The following is a 21789-nucleotide window of genomic DNA, read 5'->3' on the forward strand; positions in this document are numbered from 1 at the left end:
AGCGAGAAAAGTAATTCCCGACTTCATGAAGGGAATAGAGGGATTGCCGTTTATTCCTGTAGTTTTAGGACTGTGGACTAAAATTACTAACGTAGATGTATAACATTGACTACTTTTGGGTAGCTTTGTCCATGTTTTTACGAGCGGTTATGGGTGAGGCAGTGGCAGTTCGGGCGATCGCTGCTATCCGTCTTCGGGTATCGCCTGTCTGTGTCCGGAAACAAGGAAAGCAGCCGCAGAATTGGAGAGCGCTTGCAGTCAACAGAAGCGGGCATTTGATGCGGAAGTACCGCCTAACCTATCATCAGAAAAATGGGTAGAAACCCCGTCCTTATAAAACGGATTTACAAAAATATACAAAACAAATCGATTGCCTTACAAAAGACCTGATACTATGTGAAGATGGAAAAAGCCTACCGCTACCGATTCTACCCAACCACCGAGCAAGAAAATATCTTGCGACGGACAATGGGTTGCACTCGGTTAGTGTACAACAAGGCTTTAGCCGCTCGCACGGAAGCCTGGTATGAGCGTCAAGAGAGGGTTGGATACAAAGAAACCTCCTCAATGCTAACAAATTGGAAACAAGAAGAAGAGCTTGATTTCCTGAACGAAGTTAGTTGTGTACCCCTTCAACAAGGACTTAGACACCTTCAAACAGCTTTTACCAACTTCTTTGGAGGACGAGCTAAATATCCTAATTTCAAGAAAAAGCACAGCGGCGGTAGCGCTGAATTTACTAGATCAGCTTTCCGTTGGAAAAATGGCCAACTGTTTCTCGCAAAGTGTAACGATCCGTTACCTATTCGCTGGAGCCAGCAAATTCCCGAAGGGTGCATCCCGTCTACTGTTACCGTAAAACTAACACCCGCTGGACGTTGGTATGTCTCCATACTCGTAAATGACTATACGATTAAACCGCTTCCTAAAACCGATAAAACTATCGGATTGGATGTAGGGATCGCTAGCCTGATTACCACCAGTAATGGCGACAAGATTGCTAATCCCAAACAATTCAAAAAACTTCGCAAAAAATTAAAAAGAAAGCAAAAAGCCCTAGCCAAAAAGCAAAAAGGAAGTAACAATCGATACAAGGCACAGTTGGAAGTGGCTAGAGTCCACTCACAAATAGTCGATATTCGCAAAGACTTCTTGCACAAGCTGACAACTCAAATTATTCGTGAAAACCAAACGATTGTAGTTGAGGATTTAGCTATCAAGAATATGGTGAAAAACCATAAATTAGCTCTTGCTATTAGTGACGCTAGTTGGGGTGAGTTGATTCGCCAACTAAGTTACAAGTGCGAGTGGTATGGGCGAGAGTTTGTAAAAATAGACCGCTGGTTTCCTAGTTCTAAACGCTGTGGAAACTGCGGTCACATTGTTGAAAAATTGCCGTTGAATGTTCGAGAATGGGAATGTCCTAAGTGTGGGATAAACCACGATCGCGATATTAACGCTGCAAAAAATATTTTGGCGGCTGGGCTAGCCGTTGCAGTCTGTGGAGCGACCGTAAGACCCGAACAGAGCAAGTCTGTTAGGGCGGGTGCTATGAAGCAGAAACCCGATCGGTGACGATTGGGAATCCCCGCTCATAAGAGGACGGGGTGGATGTCAAGGCAATAGAAGTCAACCGAAGGCAAAAGCAAAAGGTTAATTCAAAGTTGTCAGCAAATATTAGTCAATTATTGACGGACTCACATTCAGATTATTCTATCTATTGGCATAGCTGCCGCCTGACTTCAATCTTTTTTCAATAAAGTTTCTACTTAGCCGCATTCCCAGAGGTTCCGCCCTTGAATTCTCAGAAGTACAAAATTCAAGCACTGATTGCTGAGATTGATGAGGTACTCAGCAAGCCCGCACCCCGCTTGCCTTGGACGGGTTCGATCGATACTGTCCACCAGCGCCAACTTTTAGAGCGAGTTCGCACTTATCTGGTTTCCTCAGAGTCAAAGGTAGCTGCCCGCAAGGGGCCCGCCAGCCCAACTGTCCGCCCGGAACCAGTTCCAGTACCCAAAATGCCCCCGAGGATCGATCGCCCCTCAGCAACAGAGCAAATTATGCTTGCCGTCACTGAGGAAATCACCAACCTGCGATCGGGTTTGACGGGGCCGCTCCAAGAAGAAATAGTAGCTCTGCGACAAGAGCAACAAGCCCTCATTCAAGAAATCAAACAGCTAGAAGCAAAACGGCAGCAACAACAATCCCTAGCTCAGCAACAAGCAAACCAACAGCAAATCATTTCTGAATTCTTGCAGGTACTGACGGGGCGCTTGGAAGAAACCTTGGATCGCGATTTATCCCAAATTTTTGGTAGCCTAGAAAATCAATTATTACCAAGCACTGCTGCACAATCGCAGCAATCGGCTTTAAGCGCACAAACCTCAGAAGAACTCCCGCTGCTAACACCGGCTCAGAGATTGGAGCAAATGCAACGGTTCCAAGCTAGTGCTGACAGTCTGCTGATGAGGCTCGATTCTACGATGGGTATCGTGTTCGAGGCTTTGGAAGCAAATCTGCAAAGCTATCAAGCTTCCTTGTCCCAAGGACTTGAAAATATGCATGGTTTGAGCCAGCAGAGCGAGGCAATGTTCGCGACTTTTGTTAATCACTTGGTCGCACAGTTGGGACGAGAAGCCTCTTCCTACGTGCAGCAGCCGATCGCCCTGGCAAATGTCCAAACAGGTTCCCCAACCGCATCCGATCGCTCTGTTGCTACTGGCGGCTTCTCAAATACCAAGATCCACTCATCAGCCGATGCCGAAAGTGAAGAGCGCAGTGGCGAACTCCCAGAACAAGACAGATTGCCCTACGCCGGGACAGAAATTTCTTCGCAATTCGGAAAGTTGAGGCGCGATCGCGATCGCATTGAAACTCCTCTCTCGCTCCCGGATTTGGAAGATAATTTGTTCGGTTCTTCACCGGAAATCCCTCCACAGCCAACTCGCTTTTCGGGTGCTGATTCGGAAAATTTCTTAGCAGAAAATGACGAAAATGTTGAGGATTTGTACGCTAGTTTGTTCGCGGGAGAAACAGTCGCAGAACTAGAATTAGAACTGGAAGATTTCACGATCGAAAATACGGAAAGTGCTGCCGCGACAGAAGCGGTACTATCTCCATCAGTGGCAGAGCGTGAAACTACAGAACCCCTAAATTCTGCGGAAGATTTGTTTGCAAATCTACTGGATGAAGGCGAATCGCTGGAAGATGTTCTAGCAGATGAAGATTCAGAATTTGCAATCGGTAATTCTGTAGAGGCTCTAACTTTAGATACTGAAGATTTATTTGAACCGCAAGTTACAACAGTAGCTGAAGTTTCAGCACCGTCAGCCTTAAGTTCGATCGAGCCTCAACTTGAGTTGGACGATCGAGAAAATCTAGAAATGGCTCAAAACCTAGGCGAGCATTTCGACACTGCTGCTGTGCCGGGGCCGCGTCCTGAGCAGGGGCCCCCGACTGCGAGCGCGGGCGATCGAATTAGCTCGAACCAACCCAGGAACACCCGTGTACCCAGTGCCCGTGATGTTCAAACTGGAGATTTTGGAAGCTCGTCCCAAGGGCTCAACGATGTTTACATCCAAGCTTCGCCGGAGGAGGATTTGCTGCCGGTTGAGGCATTAGAAGATGACCTGGATCGAGCTCTCAAGTTGGATGTGAGTACGATGGAACTGTTGGAGGCAGACCTCTACAATCTCGAGGGTTCGGATAATAATGCTCCAAGGCGATCGACTTCAAGTGCTTCTAACAACTTGGATTTATTGGGGAGTTCCCCTGACGACGGTGCAGACAATCCCTTTGCGGAAGCGGCGGAGGAAGAACTCGGATCGCTGGAGGATTTGTTCTCCGATGAGTTGGAACTTTCATCTGAAGATGAACCCTTTGTTTTGGAGGATGAACTTGAGGATGATTTGTTTGCTGGTGAAGATGAATCGAATTTGACGCTAGACGAGATTTTGGCGAGTTTGAAGGATACCGATCCAGAAGTGGCCCAAACTCCGGAAACCGAGGAACTGCCGTCAAATCCTCCAAAAAGTCAAAAAAAAAACCTAATTTCCAGACAGAGTAAAGCCGGGGTTGTTGAGGAGATAACCGAATCTAGAGAGTTTGCTGTTGGGCAGCAGCAAGAGTCAGCGCTACATTCTGTTCCAGGTGCGATCGCCCCTTCATCCTCTCAATCCCAAAAACGCCCGAATTCTCTCTGGTATTTGGGCCTTGATTTTGGTTCCAGCGGGCTGTCGGCGGCTTTGCTCGATCGCGCCAGCGGCCAGTTGCACCCAATTTACTGGGAAACAGCCCAGGCTGAGGTTTCCGCAGCCAGCGCGAGCTTTCGGATTCCCTCAGTCGCGGCGATCGAGGAAACAGCCCCAACCGCCACCAGCGGCCCGCAGGTGACAGTCAAGTCAGTGGGATCCCCGCAGTTGGATTTGCGTGCGGGAGAATTTTTATTGCAAAATTTTAAATTGCCTTTAAAGGTGGGCATTCCTTATCAGCGGGCAACTGGTGGGATGTACGAACCGCTGTTGCAGTGGTCATCCGATCTGGCTGTGTCGATCGCCCTACCGCTGCACGCTGTGCGGGCGCTGCTGGCTACTTTGAATCGAAAGCACCAGGGGAAAAAATTTCGCACATCGCCGGAAGTTTTGGATTCTGCCAGCCCGGAGGCGAATTCTGCTCTATTGCCAATTTCCCATTTAATCTGTAAAGCTTCGGGACTGACGCCAGAAATTCTGGATGCGGCGCTGCAAGACTTGCAGGGCGTGATTTTGGGGACTCCAGCAAGCTGGTCTCAGGCCTATGGGTTTAACCTGCGGGAGGCTGTTTTGGGCGCGGATCTGGTGGCTTCGGGCGCACAAATTTTTGTGGTTCCCGATGCGATCGCCACTTTGGTTGCTGCTGTAACTCCTATAAAAAATGCCACAGGAGTGCAATCTGCGGCAATGGATACTATTGAAAGCTCCCTTGCAGAAGCTGCACCGCTAACTGTCAATGCTTCCTCTTTTAGCGGGGGAACTTTGATTGTGAATGCGGGGGCTGCCACGGTGGAATTAGCTGTAGTTGAGTTGCAGGAAAATCTTCAAGATTTAACTCGTGCTGATTTTACTTGCCAAAGTTTTGATGCGGCTGGCAATGCTTTCGATCAAGATATTATTTGTCAGTTGTTGGCTAAGAATGAAAGTTGGGGAATGTCGATCGATTTGCCGCGTCCTGGTCATCCAGATTTACCGAGTCGCTATCAATTGCAGCAGCGGTTGCAATCTTCAGATTTTGGCCTGCAATTGTTAGAAGTGGCAAGGCATTTGAAAGTTATTTTGCAACATCAAGAAAGTTTTGCTTTTGATATTGACCAGCAGCATTGGGAAGTGAAGCGTCGAGATTTGGAAAGTTTGGTTTTAGTGCCTTTTGTACAGCAGTTGAATCGTGAATTGAATGCTTTGCTCAGCCGTGCGGGAATGTCGTCGGCCCGAATCAATCAGGCGATTTGTACTGGGGGCATGGGTGGTTGGCCTGCGATCGCCCGCTGGTTGCGACAAAAGCTGCCGAATGCGATCGTGGTTCAAGATCGCGAATTGGAGAGCGATCGAGATATTTCGGAAATTTACAATTTCGCCTCAAATTCCGTATTTCAAAGCACAAACTCTTCAAAAAAAAGCGGTCAAGTTGCCTGCGGGTTGGCAAGTTTAGCTCTCTATCCTCAAATTTTGGATGTGCGACAGCAACAGTACAGCGACTTTTTTCTGCTGTGGGAATTAATGCAGGTTTTGGGTAAGAAAACTCTGAGCTTTGAGGAAATTTTGCAGTTGCTCGAACGCCAGGGCGTGAACACCCGCACCTGCGAGCCCCGAATTCTGGGGATTTTGGAAGGAAGATTGCCGGCGGGGCTTTTGCCAGAGGAGGAAGATTTCATGCTGCTAGCCGAGGAGTCGAGGCAAAATCCGGATTGGCAAGCAATTTTGGCGGAGCCGCTTTTCTTTGAAGATGTTTCGCGGGGTTATCGTTTGAATGTGGAACACGCCTCTGTTGTTCGCGAATATTTAGGCAAACTTGCCTCTAGCAGCCAGCAAAAATTGTTGGAGCCACTAACAATTGCTTGGGATATTCCCACGGATATCGATCGTTCAACAGTTGACAGTTGACAGTTGACCGAAGGAGAGCGAACTCTACCCTTAAGTCCGAGGATTGGAGTAATGAATAGTCTGATTTTAATTTCTCTCTCGAAGGCGGGCGGGCTTTCAACCGATTCTTTCTGGTAAACTGCAAAAAACCGGTTTTCTGAGGCGAATTATCCCTTTCTTCCCGAATATTGCTTATAAAAACCGGGTTTGTGGCGCTCAAAAACTCACTTTTTTTGTTGAATCTAGTTAATTTTACCTAAAATTTATACATTTTTAAAATAAATACACACAAACTTTATAAAAGAGTAGCAGCTTTTTAAAGATTGTGCAAAGCCCTGGAGTTCCTCTTCTCGCGATCGGGAGAGTCTCATAAGATAGACGTGAGATCATCTTGTTAAATCTTGAGACTAATCAGATGAAATTTGTGATGGGTGCTTCTAAATTATCAGTGTTATCAGAAATGCTTTCGTTATTTATTCCGAAACCTACTTACAGAGTTTGTGTATCAAAACAGCCACTTCACCGATCCGTAACAAGTAAGGTCAAGCGGTCGATCGATATTTTGGGCTCGTTGTTAGGACTGGCAATTGCTGTGGCGTTAGCCGTGCCGGTAGCGCTAGTGATGCTTTTGGACAGTCGGGGCCCGCTGCTGTACAGTCAGGTTCGCTGTGGCTTCAAAGGACGGCATTTCAGAATCTGGAAATTTCGATCGATGGTTGTAGGTGCAGAAAATCTCAAACACCTAGTTACCAACCAAGCCAAGGGTCACATTTTCAAGAATGATAATGACCCGCGAATTACCCCCATCGGTCGCTTTTTGCGGTGCACGAGCTTGGACGAGTTGCCTCAATTCTGGAACGTGCTAGTCGGGGACATGAGTTTGGTGGGAACTCGACCGCCAACTCCCGATGAGGTCGCAGGCTACGAGGACTTTCACTGGCAGCGTTTAAATGTCAAACCCGGTCTGACTGGGGAGTGGCAAGTCAACGGACGCTCTGGAGTTAAAGACTTTGACGATATTGTGCACATGGATCTAGACTATCAGCGCAAGTGGTCTGTTGTCTACGACATCAGCCTGATTTGCAAAACTATTTGGGTTGTATTGAATAAACACGGTGCGTGTTAATTGATTTAGTCGATCGGTTGTTTTGGGTTGTTTTTTGTGAGCTTCGATTAGATGAATATTAAGTTAAAAGCTGTTTTGCTCAAAGTTAAACAGCTACCAAAAAATGCTAAATTAAGGGCAAGCTTGTAAAAAGCTTGCCCTTAATTTTTTTACTATTCTTTTATTCCTTCATCTTTCTTCTTTCGGTCAACTGTCAGCCCAACGACCAGCTCTCTTCGACTGCGATCGGGGGCATCTCAGTTTTGCATTTACAGTGCGAGCTCTTAAGCTCGCGTGCTTGTATAAGCACGCGAGCGGGGACGCTCGCACTACCATAAAAAATGCTTCTTGCAAAACTGAGATGCTCCCTCTTCGACTGCGATCGGGGGGCAGGCTGTCAACTGTCAACTCTTCGACTGCGTTCTTCGGACAAGCTGTCAACTGTCAACTGTCAACTGTCAACTGTCAACTATTAACTGTCTTATGAATTTGCCTAATTTGATTACTTTTTCTCGCTTATTGGGAGTGCCGTTTCTGCTCTACGGTTTGTACGACCCAAGCGCGCAAAGCCGTTGGATTTGTACCGCGATTTTTGTGGTAGCGGCGGCTACTGATTGGCTGGACGGGTATTTGGCTAGAAAGCTGAACCAAATTACCGATTTGGGTAAGTTTCTCGACCCTTTGGTGGATAAATTGTTGGTACTCGCACCGCTTTTAGTATTGATTGAGTTGGGTAAAGTCCCGGCTTGGGCAGTGTTTTTAATTTTGGGGCGGGAGTTGACAATTGCGGGGTGGCGTGTTAATAAAACTACGATTTCGGGAGCTAATATTTGGGGCAAGTTGAAGACGGTGAGTCAGATTGTGGCGATCGCACTTTTAATCGCTCCCCTCTCCGAAGACTGGAACGTTCCGGCATTAATTGCGTTTTGGGTTTCTGTGGGTTTAACTTTAATTTCTGGCGCTATCTATCTCTGGCCGTCCAAGACTGCTGAGGAAAAGTAAGGATGAGCAAGTTATTGGTTTGAATACAAATTGGATATTCTAGCTAGCTAAGGTCGCAACGGGCGATCGAACTTTGCTGGAATGTACACAAAAACGTTTTTGACGAAGAATTCTGGATGCACTAATCTGCTATACAAGCACTTTGTGGTATGGCAAATTGCCATGCTTGAGATCGCACATTCCGCACCCGCTTAGGAATAGGCTCACACAGTATAATTACTGAGAATAATCCATCCTTACAGTAATAAATTATGCCTTTAAAAAAGTTTTTCATTACTTAACACGCGGTATAAAAGTATAATTTATAGCTTAATAGCTCTATAAAAACAAGTAAAAACCGAGGGCGCCCAATGTGGGAAGAGCCAATCTGTGGCGTTCTTGCGTCCATAATTGACCCAAAAATATCCTGGATTGCGATCGCCACAATTGAAACAGTAGTTGACTAGACTGGAATTGTATCTGCGGTTAACATATCAGTCAACCGCAGATGTAAGGCAGATCGACGCAGATGAACGCAGATCGTTCAAAGAAAAGCGAGCTAATGAATGCCATGCAAGTCTATTGAATGTTGGTGCGTCCATAACTGCTATTAATAGCGCTGCTAGGAAATACTCTATTGCAAATTAGCAAAAATAATGAACTTAGGAATTCGGGCTAAATTGTTGGCTAGCTTTGGAGCTTTGACGGCTTTACTCGCAGTAGTCGGATTTGTGGGTTGGCGGAATACTGTTGAATTAGCACAAGATGCGGAGAAAATGTACGCATATCAAGTTAAGGGGACGGTGGCTCTAGCCAACTCAGAGTCAGCTTTGTGGAAGCTGCGTTACGGCTTCCCACAGTTTCTAGTTTTACCATCCAAGCGATCGGACATTTTGACCGAAGAGCCACAATTATACAAAATAATTGACGATAACCTGCGAGAATATGCCAAAGGCGAACTCACCGCAGAAGAGCAAGTTGCTTTCCATAAGCTGCAAGATGCTTATCACAGGTATATTGCGGCCAGACCTAAGTGGTTTGAGTTGCAGCAAGCAGGTAAACTTAAGGAAGCAGCAGAGTATCGCGCAGCTACGACAACTCCTTTTGGTGCCGAAACAGTTGAGGCTTTTTCAGAACTAATCCAACTCCAGCGAAAAGTTGGCGAAACAAAACATCAGGAAATTGAAGCCAATATTCAGGGTTTGACAGTTTTGCTAGTCTGTACTCTGAGTTTTGCTTTGTTGTCCGCAGTAATCTTGACTGCGATCGTCAGCCGCGATATTGTTAACCCCATAGTGCAATCTGTCAAGAAGATTGCTTCTTCTTCCATGGAAATTACTGCCGCAGTCGAGCGACAAGAATACACGATATCTCAGCAAGCTAATGCTGTGAATCAAACTACTGCGACGATGAACGAGTTAAGTGTTGCATCGTCTTTGTCGGCCAAGCAAGCAGAAGCATCGGCAGTCTCGTCGCATCAAGCACTAACCCTAGCTGAGTCTGGAAATCAATCTGTAGAAAAGACGATGAAGGGAATAGTAACTCTGCAAGAAAAAGTAGACGCGATCGCCAAACAGATTACATACTTGAACGAAAATACTGTTAAAATTAGTGGGATTTCTGACCTGGTAGCCGATCTCGCTAACCAAACAAATATGTTAGCTCTTAATGCTGCTGTGGAAGCAGTCCGTGCTGGGGAAAACGGCAAGGGTTTTGCTGTTGTCGCGACAGAAATTCGGCGACTAGCTGATGAAAGTAAACAATCAGCCGATAAAATTAATGTTCTAGCTAAAGAAATTCAAGTTGCGATCGGCTACACGGTGATGGTAACGGATGAAGGTTCAAAAACCGCAGCACAAGGAATTACACAAGCTAGGGGGACAACAGAAATTTTTGCTGGTGTAGCAGAGGCGATAGACAAGGTATTTTTGAACAATCAACAAATTGCTCTAAATGCTAACCAACAGGCGATCGCAATTGAACAAGTGCTCGCAGCAATGAACCATGTTAATTTAGGAGCAACAGAAACTGCTACTAGCATTGCTCAAGTTAAAGTTTGTACGGAACTGCTCAACCAAACCGCAGCAGAACTAAATAAAATGGCTTAGTAGAAGGAAGAAGTAAAAAGCTGTAAGGTGCGGTTTAATTGTCAGGATAGCATATATAAAACTACCAAAAGGCTGGCTAAGGTATGTTGTTGCGCTTCAGCGCTCTTTCCGGATCTTAGGAAAGAGCGCGCTGAAGCGCAACAACGTACCTATGCAGCTTAATAATGACTCCCCGATTTCCGGTAGTGCACGGCTGTCACCCCGTCATTTTTCAACAAATGACCGCTTTCAACCGCCGCATAAACCACCCAGTGATCCCCGCATTCCATCCGACCGATCACTTCGCATTCGAGATAAGCTAAAGCATCAGTCAAAACTGGACAGCCGTTGCTAGCTTCTGTTGTTTCAACTCCGGCAAATCTGTCTTCTCCCGGAGCAAAGTTTTTCATGAAATACTTCCGCAACTGTCGCCCTTCTGCTAAGATGTTGAGCACAAATTTATCTCCGGCGTACATCAAAGCTTCGATCGATCGATCTTTAGCCACCGCAATCGTCAAACCCGGAGGGCTAAACGTGGCTTGCGACACCCACGAAGCCAACATCGCACTCGTGACATCCCCGCGCCGCGCCGACAGTACACACAGGGAACCTACCAATCTTCCTACAGCTTGTTCCGTGCGATCGCTCCCACCAGTCAACTGCGGTTTCGGCGCCCGCAATTTTTGCGACTTAATCAAGGCTTGAGCAAAATCCGTTCCCGCTTCTTTGCACTCGTGAATCGTCGCAGCCGTCGGCTTAAACTTGGCTCGAATCGGCTCAAATCCAATCCGATAGCCAGCATCTTTTAATTTTCCTTCCACTAAGTCGATCGCCTCGCCACTCCAGCCAAAAGAACCGAAAACCCCCGCTAATTTGCTTTTAGTTGCTGTAGACAACACAATTCCCAAAGCCGTTTGAATTTGCGTCGGTGCGTGTCCGGCTAGCGTCGGAGTACCGATGATAAATCCGGCACATTTCTCGATCGCCTCTTGAATTTCTCCCGGTTCGGCAAATTCGCAATTGATGCTTTCTACAGCAACACCGGCCTTCGTAATCCCTTTGGCGATCGCCTGCGCCAAAGTAGCAGTATTGCCGTAAGCCGAAGCATAAATCAAAGCAACTGTCAAGTCTTTTGAATTTTGTTGTTGGCTCCATTCCCGATACAAATTGCTCAATTCGTGGAGGCCGTAACGGACGATCGGCCCGTGACCGGGAGCGTAAAATGCTGTTGGCAAATCAGCTAATTTATCCATTGCTGTCAGCACTTGTTTCGCCTGAGATGCGTGCAGGGAATCGTAATAATAGCGCCGATCTTCGCTGTAAACGCTCCAGCCTTCATCAAATACTTGATCGCCGCAAACGTGAGAACCAAAAAATTTGTCAGTGAACACGATTCGAGTTTGCGGATCGTAGGTGCAAAGTTCATCAGGCCAGCGCGGAGTCGGAGTCGCCAGGAATTTTAATTTGTGACCTTTACCTAAATCAAGAGTTTCTTCACCCCGAACGATCATAATGTTTAACTCTTGTTCGGGAAAAGCCGATCGCAAACCAATAGCCGCCGGATTCGTACAAACAAAAGCTACTTGTGGAGCCAATTCTAACAAAGCTTTGATCGTGACGGATCTGTTAGCATTGAAATGCCCCAAAATTATGTAATCCAGCATTTTCAAGTCCACCCGTTTCTGCAAAGATTCCAGATAATTTTGGGTGAAAGATTCTCCCGGCGGGTCGAACAAAGCAGTTTTGTCAGCTTGAATGAGATAGCTGTTGGCTGTTGTCCCCCTTTGCAGGGAATATTCTACTTCAAATTTTAGTCTGTCCCAAGTGCGCGATCGCACTGCTGCGGTATCTGTGGCAATTGGGACAAACTGCACGTCGCGGGGTTTGGTATTAGATGCGAGTCTAGGAGTCAAAGTATTAGTCATTAATTGCACCTATCTATATTAAGTTTGCAAGGGGGAAACTGTTGATTTTGTGAATGAGATTTTTTTTATTAACCGCAGAGGACGCAGAGGACGCAGAGGGAGAAAGGAAGAAATACAGTAGCATCGTCCTGTGTTTAAATGTAGGGTGCGTCAGCAGATAGTTGATGATTAACTCGAATAAAACTTCGGCTGACGCACCTTACTAATACCTTTGGAGTGTGTTGACTCAGACAAGAAAGACAAAAAACTCGAGGGTTTAATTTCTCTCTTGCTTTTGACAACACTCAACAGTCAACTGACAACTGACAACCGTCAACTGTCAACTGTCAACTGTCAACTGTCAACTGACTAATAGTGATTGCCGACTTTGCGGTGGTGAACTGCCGGCAGTGCTTCGGGATTGGAGACGCGGCCGCTATCGACCGTAGCATATACGATATGATGATCCGAAAGTTCCATCCTGCTGACCACTTCGCATTCCATGTAGGCCAAAGCATCGGTCAAAATCGGAGAACCGTTGGTAGCAGGTTGAGTTTTAACTCCGGCAAATCGATCGGCACCTGGGGCAAAACGCTTCAAAAAGTGCTTCATCAAGCTTTGATAATTGCCTTCTTCCAGCACGTTGAGTACAAACTTATCACCCGCGTGCATCATCGATTCGATCGCCCGATCCTTCGCAACTGCTATAGTTAAACCCAGCGGTTTAAAGCTGGCTTGCGTCACCCAAGAAGCCAACATCGCACTGCTAACCTCGCCTTTTTGAGCAGTAATAATGTACAATCCGCCGCTGATGCGTCCCAAAGCTTTATCAACATCGCTATCCAGGGATTTCATCTGTTTGACAGCCTTGTCCCGCGACAGCCACTGTCCCAAGTCGGTACCGGCTTCGTCGCAAACTTGATAAATCGCTTCCGTCGGCGCTTCTTTAATCAAAATGTTGGGAAATGCTTCTTTCAAACCCAACTCTTTGAACTTGTTTCGCAGCGGATAAATCGATGCGTCATCGCCACCGCCGGATTCGCACAAACCGAAGGATTGTTTGTTGTTAGCTGCAACTAAAATTGTGTTAATAGCAGCTTCGGCATTCTCCGCAGCAGCGCCATTACTCGGTGGCGAACAAATCACAATCCCCGCAGCGCTACCGACAAGTTCCCGCACTTCCTGCAATTCGGCGGTTTTCAAGTCCATCATTTCTACGGCGACACCGGTTTTGGTAATCCCGTGGGCAATGGCTTGGGCGAGGCGATCGCTAAATCCGTAATCAGAAGTGTAAAATACCGCTACAGTGGTTTCTGCCTTAGCTTGTTCTTGGCTCCACTTTTTGTAACGTCCGGTAAGTTCCACCACATTGTACCTGAGCAGCGGCCCGTGACCGGTTGCCACCGTACCGATTTCTCCCAACTCGGCCATCCGCTTCATTGCACTCAGTACCGATCGAGCATTTGGAGCCATCAAACACTCATAATAAAAGTGATAATCCTCCTCAACCGCCGCTAAATCGTCATCATAGGTACTGTCAGAACAGTAGTGCATCCCGAAAGCATCGCAGGTGAACATCACCTGAGTTTTGCTGTCGTAGCTGAAAATAGTATCAGGCCAGTGCAAATTCGGCGCCGACACAAATTCGATAACGTGGCCGTTTCCTAAATCTAGTTTGTCCCCATTTTTGACTACAAGTCGCTCAAATGGCTGGTGTATCAGGTTTTCTAAAAATTGAATTGCTACCTTCGCCCCCACGACAATCGCCTGGGGTGCCAAAGCCAGCACATCTTTCACCAAACCGCTGTGGTCTGGTTCAGTGTGGCTGATAATTAGATAATCAATCTCTTTCGGGTCAATTTCCCCCTTCAGAGTGTCCATATATTGCTGGCGAAACTTCTCGTGCGAGGTATCTACGAGGGCTGTTTTTTCGCCGCGAATGATGAAAGAGTTGTAAGTTGTACCGTTTTTGAGCCCGAATTCGATGTCAAAACGGTCTCTATCCCAGTCCAGGCATCGAATTGCCGTTGTATCAGAGGCAATTTCGACCTTTTCCACCGTCAATCTGCGTTGGACTCGTTCAGTCAGGGCTACCATACTCTGCCTCCTTGTCTGTTATCCATTACCTTATTGTTTCCATTCTGACACGTTTCTTTTGTAAATCTTCATAAAATTTCTTATGATGCTGTTAAGTAACTTCAAAGTTATTAATGTTTGAGTTGGGCGATTCCCTACCCGATAGATTCGCTTCACGCCAGTTTTTGCACAAATCTACCGATCGGGTCTTGACAAAATTATGATTTTGCCGATCGAGCTAAAAAAAAATACACGCACCCGCGACCTCAGAAACCCGGTTTCTTCGTATATTTCTCGTTCCCAACAAAAAACTCGTAGAAACCGGGTTTCTAGCCGCTCATAGGGCGGCCCTGAAACTCTCCGAAGTGTTGTTACGTTGGGGCCAACGATCGAATTTTATTGTGGGAGTTCTCGGAGGAAATAATATGACAAATCTTATCCCTTCTGATTAGTAAGTGGTAACTCCACAATCAACTCAGTGCCTTCACCAACCTGACTGACGCACCGAATCCGCCCGCCGTGAGCTTGTACAATTACCTGATAGCACACTGAAAGCCCCAAACCAGTACCTTTTCCTACAGGTTTAGTCGTAAAAAACGGGTCAAAAATCTTGTCTTGAATGTGCGCCGGAATGCCACTTCCTGTATCGCGCACAGAGATTGTTACCCAGTCCGGCTCGCTTTGCCAACTGCGGATCGTTAATTCTCCCGGTTTGTCGGCCCAGGCGATCGCATCTAAGGCATTGTCAATCAAATTATAAAATACTTGGTTGATTTGACCGGCATGACATTTGACTGGCGGCAGATTTCCGTATTGCTTGTCAATTTTTATATTTGATTTTAGTTTATTTTGCAGCATCAATAAACTGCTTTCCAAACCTTCATGCAAATCCACAGCTTTAAATTCTGCGTGATCTAAGCGAGAAAAATTTCGCAGCGTCATCACGATCGCTCTAATCCTGCTGCTGCCTTCCCGCATCGAATTGAGCAGTTTGCCAAAGTCATCTCGAACGTAATCGAGTTCTAGTTCTTCATTGATTCTGACAATTGCCTCCGCTGCTTCTGGGCAGGCATTCCCGCACAATTCTAGAGCTTCGTTTAAGACTTTAAAATATTCTTGAGCGTGAAACAAGTTAGCGTGAATGAAATTGTTGGCATTGTTGATTTCGTGAGCAATTCCCGCTACCATTTGCCCCAAACCAGACATTTTTTCGCTTTGAATCAATTGCTGCTGCGCCGATCGCAATTCTTGGAGGGCTGCTTGCAATTGCTGGGTTTGAGCTTGAGATTTGACTGCCGCTTCTCGGACTTGGCTGTAAAGTTCTGCTTGCTGAATCGCGATCGCCATTTGATCGGCTAGCTGCGACAGCAACTCCATTTCTTGGCGCTGCCAATTCCGGGTATCGTGACACTCGTGAGCAATCAACAAACCCCACAGTTTACCGGGAAATTTTACAGGAGAATTTATGTCTGTAGAAAGTGAATTGTCTGCGCTTTGGGATGTAACAATCGGTACGATCAGATTAGCTTTTACCTGCAAGCTGTCTAAAAAATCAACGTGACAAGGCTCTAAACCGGCCTGAAAAATATCATTAATTGCTTTGACTCGCCCTTGCTGGTAAAGATCGGCATAATTTCCCCTAAAACACTTATCTTCCCCCATATCTCCTAAAATGGAAGGCCAAGGAACTGTCATATCTTCAACGACAACTGTTCCTTGCCAGTTATCTTCAAACTGATAGATAATTACCCGATCGCACTGCAACCATTGGCGGACTTCTCTCACCGCTGTTTGCAGGATAGTTCCCAGATCCAGGGTACTGCGAATTTGGTTGCCAATCAGTCGCAGCAGAGATTCTCGTTCGGCTTGACGGCGGGTTTTGCTGTAGAGTTTGGCTTGATTGATCGCGATCGCCAATTGCGATGCTACCCCTTCTAACAGTTGCCGTTCCCAATCAGTCCATTCCCGTTCGCGATCGCACTGATGCAAGCCAATTATGCCATTCACTTCACCTTGATAGCGAGTAGCGACTGCCAGCATTGACTTAATTTCCAAAGTCTCGGCAATTTTTCGGGTTTGTGCATTTAACCCCGGAAAATCCAGAAACTTCGTCAATGCTAGCGACTCTTGTCCAGACACGACTGCGGCCAAGTGCGGGTTGTCAGTAATCGGTACTTTCATCCCCAGTTGTATGGGATAGTCTCCCGCGTTGTACTCTCCCCGCGTGACCAACGTTTTTTCTGTATTGGATTCTTTGACTAAAATACTCGCGCGGCTGCACTGTAGCGCTTGCCCCAGCAATCGGCACGCCGATGTTAAAATCTGTTCTATATCAAGGGTGCTGCGAATTTCGTTATTAATTTCGTTGAGCAAGTTTGATAGCTGAACTTGCTGCTGCATCTGCACGATGATGGCTTTTTGTTGGTCTACTTCCGGCAGCGAAAGACCTTCTTCTTGATTCCAGTTACCTGATTCAGGCAACCGCGCAGTCAGTCTCTGCCAGGGGGTTTCTTGTTGTTGTATTTTTAAAGACATATTTACTCAGCACTTGTACAGTATTTTGATAGACTCTGGTTGTTTACACATTTGCTTACCCCGCCAACAGCAGATCGTCGCTACCACGAATTTAGGACGATATTAAAACATTATAAATGATATATCCCGAGCATAGCAATTATTTGCTTTACAAATATTTATAAATAATAATTATGGTCAAGGAGCCGACAATACTAATGAGGCACGCGCCATCTTTTTCGTCAGATGTCAATTAGAGTTAACCGTCCCCCTAAGCGAATAAAATTAATCTAAAATCTATCTTTAGTGATAATGTTTGCGCGCGATCGATCGATGAACATGAAAAACTCAATTGCCGACAATTTTTGTCCGGGATCTGGCACTGACAACCCGATCGCTGGATTGACAGGTAAAAGCCTGGTTAAAATAGCTTTGGCGATCGGCAATTCGCGGTTGCACTGGGGATTATTTAAGGGCAGAACTTTGGAGAGAACATGGGATACTGAGCATCTCAAAACTGATGCTGTTTCCCGGCTCTGTGAGGCAGAAAAAGCGGAATATTTGGTGGAAACGGTGATGAGGTCGATCGAGCAAATATCAGCTCAAAATCTGCTTTGTCTTCCTGCTACTCCCGCTGTGTCTAGTCCTCACACACTTTCTGTAGTGCCGCCACCTTTAGTTTTGGCCTCAGTAGTTCCCCAGCAAACAGCAATTTGGCAGAGTTATCCTGAAGTCCGAATTATTACTTTAGACCAGTTACCGATCGGGGGACTCTATCCTAGCCTGGGGATTGACAGAGCTTTAGCTTTATTGGGTGCTGGCAACCAATTGGGTTGGCCAATTTTACTGATAGATGCTGGTACAGCTCTAACATTTACTGGGGCTAATGTCAATAGGTATTTAGTCGGGGGTGCCATCTTACCGGGTTTGGGTTTGCAGTTGTCCTCGTTAGGGAAAAAAACCGCTGCATTGCCCTCAGTAGGCTTACCAGAAAATCTGCCGCGTCGCTGGGCTACAGATACTGCTGGGGCAATTCAAAGCGGGGTTGTATATGCGGCGGTGGCAGGAGTTAGGGATTTTATTGAAGATTGGCGGAGGTTGTTTCCGAATAGCAAAATTGCAGTCACGGGGGGCGATCGCATTTTGTTATTGAAATACCTGACCGCACTATTTCCCGATACGGCTTCCTCGGTAATTGACGCACCAGAGGCTATTTTTTGGGGAACCGTGGGATTTTAGATTTTAGATTTTAGATTTTAGATTGAGGGATTGGGGGATTGACCAATTGATTGAGATTTGATGTTGAAGAATTGGTAATGATTGATTCCGTACAGGTTTGGAACAGGGGCATACGGTTGTATTTTTTTTGAATTCATATTAGTTTGTTAAATGTTGACGGCGACCAATTCTTTGCAATCAATCGGAATGGGAATAATAAGAACAGAAAAAATCTGCCTCAATCAACACAGTGTTAAACGCAGCAACTGGCTCTATTATGCAGGTTAATGTTTATTAGGCACGTTGTTGCGCTTAAGCGCTCTTGCATATTAGGCACGTTGTTGCGCTTAAGCGCTCTTGCATATTAGGCACGTTGTTGCGCTTAAGCGCTCTTGCATATAAAGAGCGCTCAAGCGCAACAACATACCTTTTTAAAAGGTGTACCAATGACCAATTCATTTGGCAAACTGGCGAATATAGCGAGCAACAATATCCGGGACTTCCTGCGGCAAATTGATGTCTCCCGGACTGACAGATTCCAGTTCGGCATTAGGAGCCAGAGCGGCATAGGATTGACACAGAGACAAAGCTGCGGGGGTATCTTCAGAACCTTGCAAAACCAAAACAGGCGCTTTCAGCAAGGCCAAATTCTCATCAACTAACTCTGCTATAATTTCAGACCGCCGCCGCCCGAACAGCAACTGCACGGCAACTGGGGACTGCATCAACTGCTGTCTCAAGTTTAGCAGTCTGTCAATCTGCTTTTGACCCCCCAGCAACTTAGCAATTGGATAGATCGATCGCAACAACCAGTATGCCAACGGAGGTTGAGCTATCAGCCAGCTAGCCGTCTGCCACCGCCCCCCCTGGTTGCCAGCCTTGACGCCTTCTGGGGCTAACAACACTAAACCCTGAACTCGATCGGGATATTTGATGGCGTAGCTAGCAGCCACCCAGCCGCCCAAAGAGTCACCAATTAAATAAACCTCTTGCAGGTTCAAAGCATCGAGGTATTGGGCGAGACATTCTACTTCCAGATCGATCGAATAATTAACATTTGGGTGTTCCGAGTCGCCAAAGCCCAGCAAATCTGGTGCGAAGCATTGGAAGTCCGGGCTCAAAAGCTCGATCGTCCGCAGCCACTGACTGCCGTCGCCCCAAGAACCATGCAAAAATACTAAATTTGGGCCTCTGCCGACTTCGCGCCAGAAAATGTGTCCTAAAGAGAGTTTGACCCGAGAATTGCGTAACGGTGAGTACATCCGGTTTAATATTCAGCAATAAAAAGATTATTAAATTAATGTTCAGATATCATAAATTAAAGCATGGAAACATTAAAAATTAATTCCCTACTAATAAAAGGTAGCTTGTTAAGGTGAGGTAATTCCCAACGTTGCTCAAATGTAGATGCCCTGAGAATTTACGCTAAAGTTGTCAGGCCTTGAAAATAGTTCTGCAAGTGTTCGCCATTATCATGGCTAAGCTGGTCTTCCGGCAGCGCAGTCGGCAAAAAAGCCTCCACCTCGCTGATTTCAAGCGAATCCTGAACTTGCATCTTGCCCTGCACCTCTGCTTCCACCACGATACAAATCGAGTGCAAGCGAGGATCTCGATCGGCAGCCGAATAAACGCCCACCAAGCGACGAATTTTGACTAAATCGAGTCCTGTTTCCTCCGCCAATTCTCGGCGCACTGTTGTCGGAATATCCTCTCCCCAATCCACCATACCTCCCGGAAGTGCCCAGCGACCGTTGTCGCGGCGTCGAATTAACACTATTCGCCCGTCAGGTAACACAGGAATCACGGCGGTACCAGTGACGGGATGTCGAAAAATCAGACCCAGCACAGTCTGTACAAATTGCCACAATCTACGCATACACTCAAAAGCTTGTTTAGGGGAAAGTAATTTTAGACCTGCTATCTCGCAGATTTGGGGTCAGAATTATTATATTCTTCTTTCAGGCAAAATGTCCGGCAACTGTCCTAAAATCTCCGCTGCGTGAGATTCTGGTTTGACTTTGCGCCAAACATTTTCAATCCTACCATTAGGGTCGATCGCGAAGGTCGATCGAGTAATGCCCATAAATTCTTTGCCCATAAATTTTTTGAGTCCGTAACAACCGTAGGCGGTTGCCACTTCGGCGTTTGAGTCGCACAGCAAGGGAAAAGGCAGTTGATATTTAGCTGCAAACTTGGTGTGAGATTTTGCCCCGTCTGTACTGACACCGATCACTGCAATATTTCGCGACTCGTAGTCCGATCGCTAGAAATCGTTTTATTGGAGTAATTCCGAGTCAACGGGAGCAAATTAAAGCTCATAGCCATAGCCGTCACTCCTATGTACGAAAACTACATTGCTCATGGTTGAGAGACTTATTCTTGCGCCATCGATCAAAACCTCAAACCCTTTTGGAGTAGGTGTTTTAACTCTTGCCGTATAAGTTCCAGCTTGAGCTTTTTTCCGGTCTTTGCCGATAGTAAACCTGACTACATCACCTGCTGCAATGTGAGTAAAAACAGTTTTAGCGTTTTTCACTGCCGGAAATCCAGAAGCATTAACTCGAATGGATTGGCGGCTGCCATGACCTTTACAGGTAATCAATAGAGGTCGATCGGTGAGAACTCGAATGCTTGCCCCAGACTCGCCAACACAAGCAGCATCAAGGCTGTGAGTTTTTTCAAGACCTTGACGCACTCGGTTCATTTTCGTTCTTGCACCAGACCAGCATTTCACGTTCTCGCAAATAGATTTAGCCATTTTCACAATTGCGTATCTGGTTGAATTGACCGCAGCCGCATCTTTTAACGGTTTTGTGGAATTCTCTAAAACTTGCTTCAAAATATCAGGCGATTTTGCCAATAAATCGCGAACGTCCAAGTTGCCTTTCTTGATGTTACAGACATGACAAGCTAGAGTTAGATTTCCAATGCGGCTACTCCCCCCTTTCGACTTAGATTGAATATGCTCAACTTCTAGCGGTACGTTTTCTGTGCCACAGTAAGCGCATTTTCTACCCCACTTTTGCAACAAGTATTCACGCACTTCGTATCCTTGTAATTCACCTTGTTGGTATTCAACTCCATCTATTTCTGGATTAGCTAACTTTTGCGTATCAAACCGAACTTGTTCAATTTCGATCCAGGCAATTGGACAATACCGCATAAAGCGTTTAATCCAAGTTTCAACTGTTAGCACTCTGTGTCGAATTGATGGAGCTAACCAACCCTCTGGCTTGGCACGATTCAAGCGTTTCTTGCGATAGTGTAAATTGCGCGAACGTCTTCCACGTCTAAACCCTGCCCGTTTAACTAAATCGAATTTGATTGCTTCTCCTCGGTGATTTAGTTCTGCTCGAAACAAGATATCATTACCACATTGAATGGCAAACCCTGTCCACTGACTACCTGGGTCAATCTTGAGGATGTATTCCTTTGTTTGGGGATTTTCGATAGTTTGTTGCTGGATTACGACATAAGGGAATCTGCGAAAACTGGCAAGCTTCCCACGATTTTGTAATTCTCGGCATCTGCCGGGGTGAATCATATCTAACGGTTGCTTATCTCCGTTGATTTGAAATACCCAGTTCTGTTGTTTGGTTGGTTGCATTTCTGCTTCGCCTTTCGGGTGATGTTTGCTTTGAAAATGCTCCTGAGACTTGTCACTGGCAATAGTGTTTCACCTTCAAAAACTAGGCAATGTTCTATTTGCCAAACCGCTTAGAACTAGCGAATTCTATTGGGGTTTTGACCTCAGGTAGCGTAGATCTCAAGGATCTTATTCTGGTGTA

12 protein-coding genes and 1 pseudogene are annotated in these 21789 nt (G+C 46.2%); 6 read left to right on the forward strand and 7 right to left on the reverse strand.

The features are described 5' to 3' along the window. Positions 1-402: 402 nt before the first annotated feature. From JGK11_RS19600 to JGK11_RS19620, 5 genes are all read left to right on the forward strand, one after another. Positions 403-1575, forward strand: coding sequence for an RNA-guided endonuclease TnpB family protein (locus JGK11_RS19600; RefSeq protein WP_293191469.1), 1173 nt, complete (start codon positions 403-405; stop codon positions 1573-1575). A gap of 221 nt (positions 1576-1796) precedes the next feature. Next, positions 1797-6137, forward strand: a complete 4341-nt coding sequence (locus JGK11_RS19605; RefSeq protein ID WP_293212555.1) for a hypothetical protein — start codon at positions 1797-1799, stop codon at positions 6135-6137. Between the two features lie 394 nt (positions 6138-6531). After that, entirely contained in the window at positions 6532-7242 is a 711-nt protein-coding gene (locus JGK11_RS19610) for a sugar transferase (RefSeq protein ID WP_293191465.1), read from the forward strand. A 462-nt stretch (positions 7243-7704) separates the two neighbouring features. Beyond that, positions 7705-8223: a CDP-diacylglycerol--glycerol-3-phosphate 3-phosphatidyltransferase gene (gene pgsA, locus JGK11_RS19615; RefSeq protein ID WP_293185762.1), complete on the forward strand. Its 519-nt coding sequence runs from the start codon at positions 7705-7707 to the stop codon at positions 8221-8223. A gap of 635 nt (positions 8224-8858) precedes the next feature. Next, a complete protein-coding gene (locus JGK11_RS19620) occupies positions 8859-10310 on the forward strand; it encodes a methyl-accepting chemotaxis protein (protein WP_293185761.1) in 1452 nt (483 codons plus the stop codon). A gap of 158 nt (positions 10311-10468) precedes the next feature. Here the strand turns inward: JGK11_RS19620 and JGK11_RS19625 are convergent, their stop codons facing one another. From JGK11_RS19625 to JGK11_RS19635, 3 genes are all read right to left on the reverse strand, one after another. Next, positions 10469-12214, reverse strand: a complete 1746-nt coding sequence (locus tag JGK11_RS19625) for a diflavin flavoprotein (RefSeq protein ID WP_293185760.1) — start codon at positions 12212-12214, stop codon at positions 10469-10471. Positions 12215-12562: 348 nt separating this feature from the next. Further along, the gene (locus tag JGK11_RS19630) at positions 12563-14290 is read right to left on the reverse strand and encodes a diflavin flavoprotein (RefSeq protein WP_293185758.1); all 1728 of its coding nucleotides are present in this window, start codon (positions 14288-14290) and stop codon (positions 12563-12565) included. A 414-nt stretch (positions 14291-14704) separates the two neighbouring features. After that, positions 14705-16804: a GAF domain-containing protein gene (locus JGK11_RS19635; RefSeq protein WP_293206657.1), complete on the reverse strand. Its 2100-nt coding sequence runs from the start codon at positions 16802-16804 to the stop codon at positions 14705-14707. A 318-nt stretch (positions 16805-17122) separates the two neighbouring features. On the opposite strand from JGK11_RS19635, the gene JGK11_RS19640 reads away from it, so the two are divergent. Beyond that, complete coding sequence (locus JGK11_RS19640; RefSeq protein WP_293185755.1) at positions 17123-18022, forward strand: pantothenate kinase; 900 nt, start codon at positions 17123-17125, stop codon at positions 18020-18022. 434 nt (positions 18023-18456) lie between these two features. On the opposite strand, the gene JGK11_RS19645 is transcribed toward JGK11_RS19640, so the two are convergent. The 4 genes and pseudogenes from JGK11_RS19645 to iscB form a co-directional block, all read right to left on the reverse strand. After that, entirely contained in the window at positions 18457-19263 is an 807-nt protein-coding gene (locus JGK11_RS19645; protein ID WP_293185754.1) for an alpha/beta hydrolase, read from the reverse strand. A gap of 158 nt (positions 19264-19421) precedes the next feature. Beyond that, the gene (locus tag JGK11_RS19650) at positions 19422-19877 is read right to left on the reverse strand and encodes an NUDIX hydrolase (RefSeq protein WP_293185753.1); all 456 of its coding nucleotides are present in this window, start codon (positions 19875-19877) and stop codon (positions 19422-19424) included. Positions 19878-19946: 69 nt separating this feature from the next. After that, a pseudogene (locus tag JGK11_RS19655) lies at positions 19947-20246 on the reverse strand (peroxiredoxin); the annotation flags it as partial. A gap of 63 nt (positions 20247-20309) precedes the next feature. After that, positions 20310-21608, reverse strand: coding sequence for an RNA-guided endonuclease IscB (gene iscB, locus JGK11_RS19660; RefSeq protein WP_293212557.1), 1299 nt, complete (start codon positions 21606-21608; stop codon positions 20310-20312). Between the last annotated feature and the right edge of the window lie 181 nt (positions 21609-21789).

The organism is Microcoleus sp. PH2017_34_RAT_O_A (genome assembly GCF_020737885.1).
Classification (GTDB): domain Bacteria; phylum Cyanobacteriota; class Cyanobacteriia; order Cyanobacteriales; family Microcoleaceae; genus Microcoleus.

Excerpts from the sequence above, each read along its gene's own strand:
- JGK11_RS19600 (WP_293191469.1), top strand. The coding sequence starts at position 403 with ATGGAAAAAGCCTACCGCTACCGATTCTACCCAACCACCGAGCAAGAA.
- JGK11_RS19610 (WP_293191465.1), top strand. The coding sequence starts at position 6,532 with ATGAAATTTGTGATGGGTGCTTCTAAATTATCAGTGTTATCAGAAATG.
- pgsA (WP_293185762.1), top strand. The coding sequence starts at position 7,705 with ATGAATTTGCCTAATTTGATTACTTTTTCTCGCTTATTGGGAGTGCCG.
- JGK11_RS19620 (WP_293185761.1), top strand. The coding sequence starts at position 8,859 with ATGAACTTAGGAATTCGGGCTAAATTGTTGGCTAGCTTTGGAGCTTTG.
- JGK11_RS19625 (WP_293185760.1), bottom strand. The coding sequence starts at position 12,214 with ATGACTAATACTTTGACTCCTAGACTCGCATCTAATACCAAACCCCGC.
- JGK11_RS19630 (WP_293185758.1), bottom strand. The coding sequence starts at position 14,290 with ATGGTAGCCCTGACTGAACGAGTCCAACGCAGATTGACGGTGGAAAAG.
- JGK11_RS19635 (WP_293206657.1), bottom strand. The coding sequence starts at position 16,804 with ATGTCTTTAAAAATACAACAACAAGAAACCCCCTGGCAGAGACTGACT.
- JGK11_RS19640 (WP_293185755.1), top strand. The coding sequence starts at position 17,123 with ATGAAAAACTCAATTGCCGACAATTTTTGTCCGGGATCTGGCACTGAC.
- JGK11_RS19645 (WP_293185754.1), bottom strand. The coding sequence starts at position 19,263 with ATGTACTCACCGTTACGCAATTCTCGGGTCAAACTCTCTTTAGGACAC.
- JGK11_RS19650 (WP_293185753.1), bottom strand. The coding sequence starts at position 19,877 with ATGCGTAGATTGTGGCAATTTGTACAGACTGTGCTGGGTCTGATTTTT.
- iscB (WP_293212557.1), bottom strand. The coding sequence starts at position 21,608 with ATGCAACCAACCAAACAACAGAACTGGGTATTTCAAATCAACGGAGAT.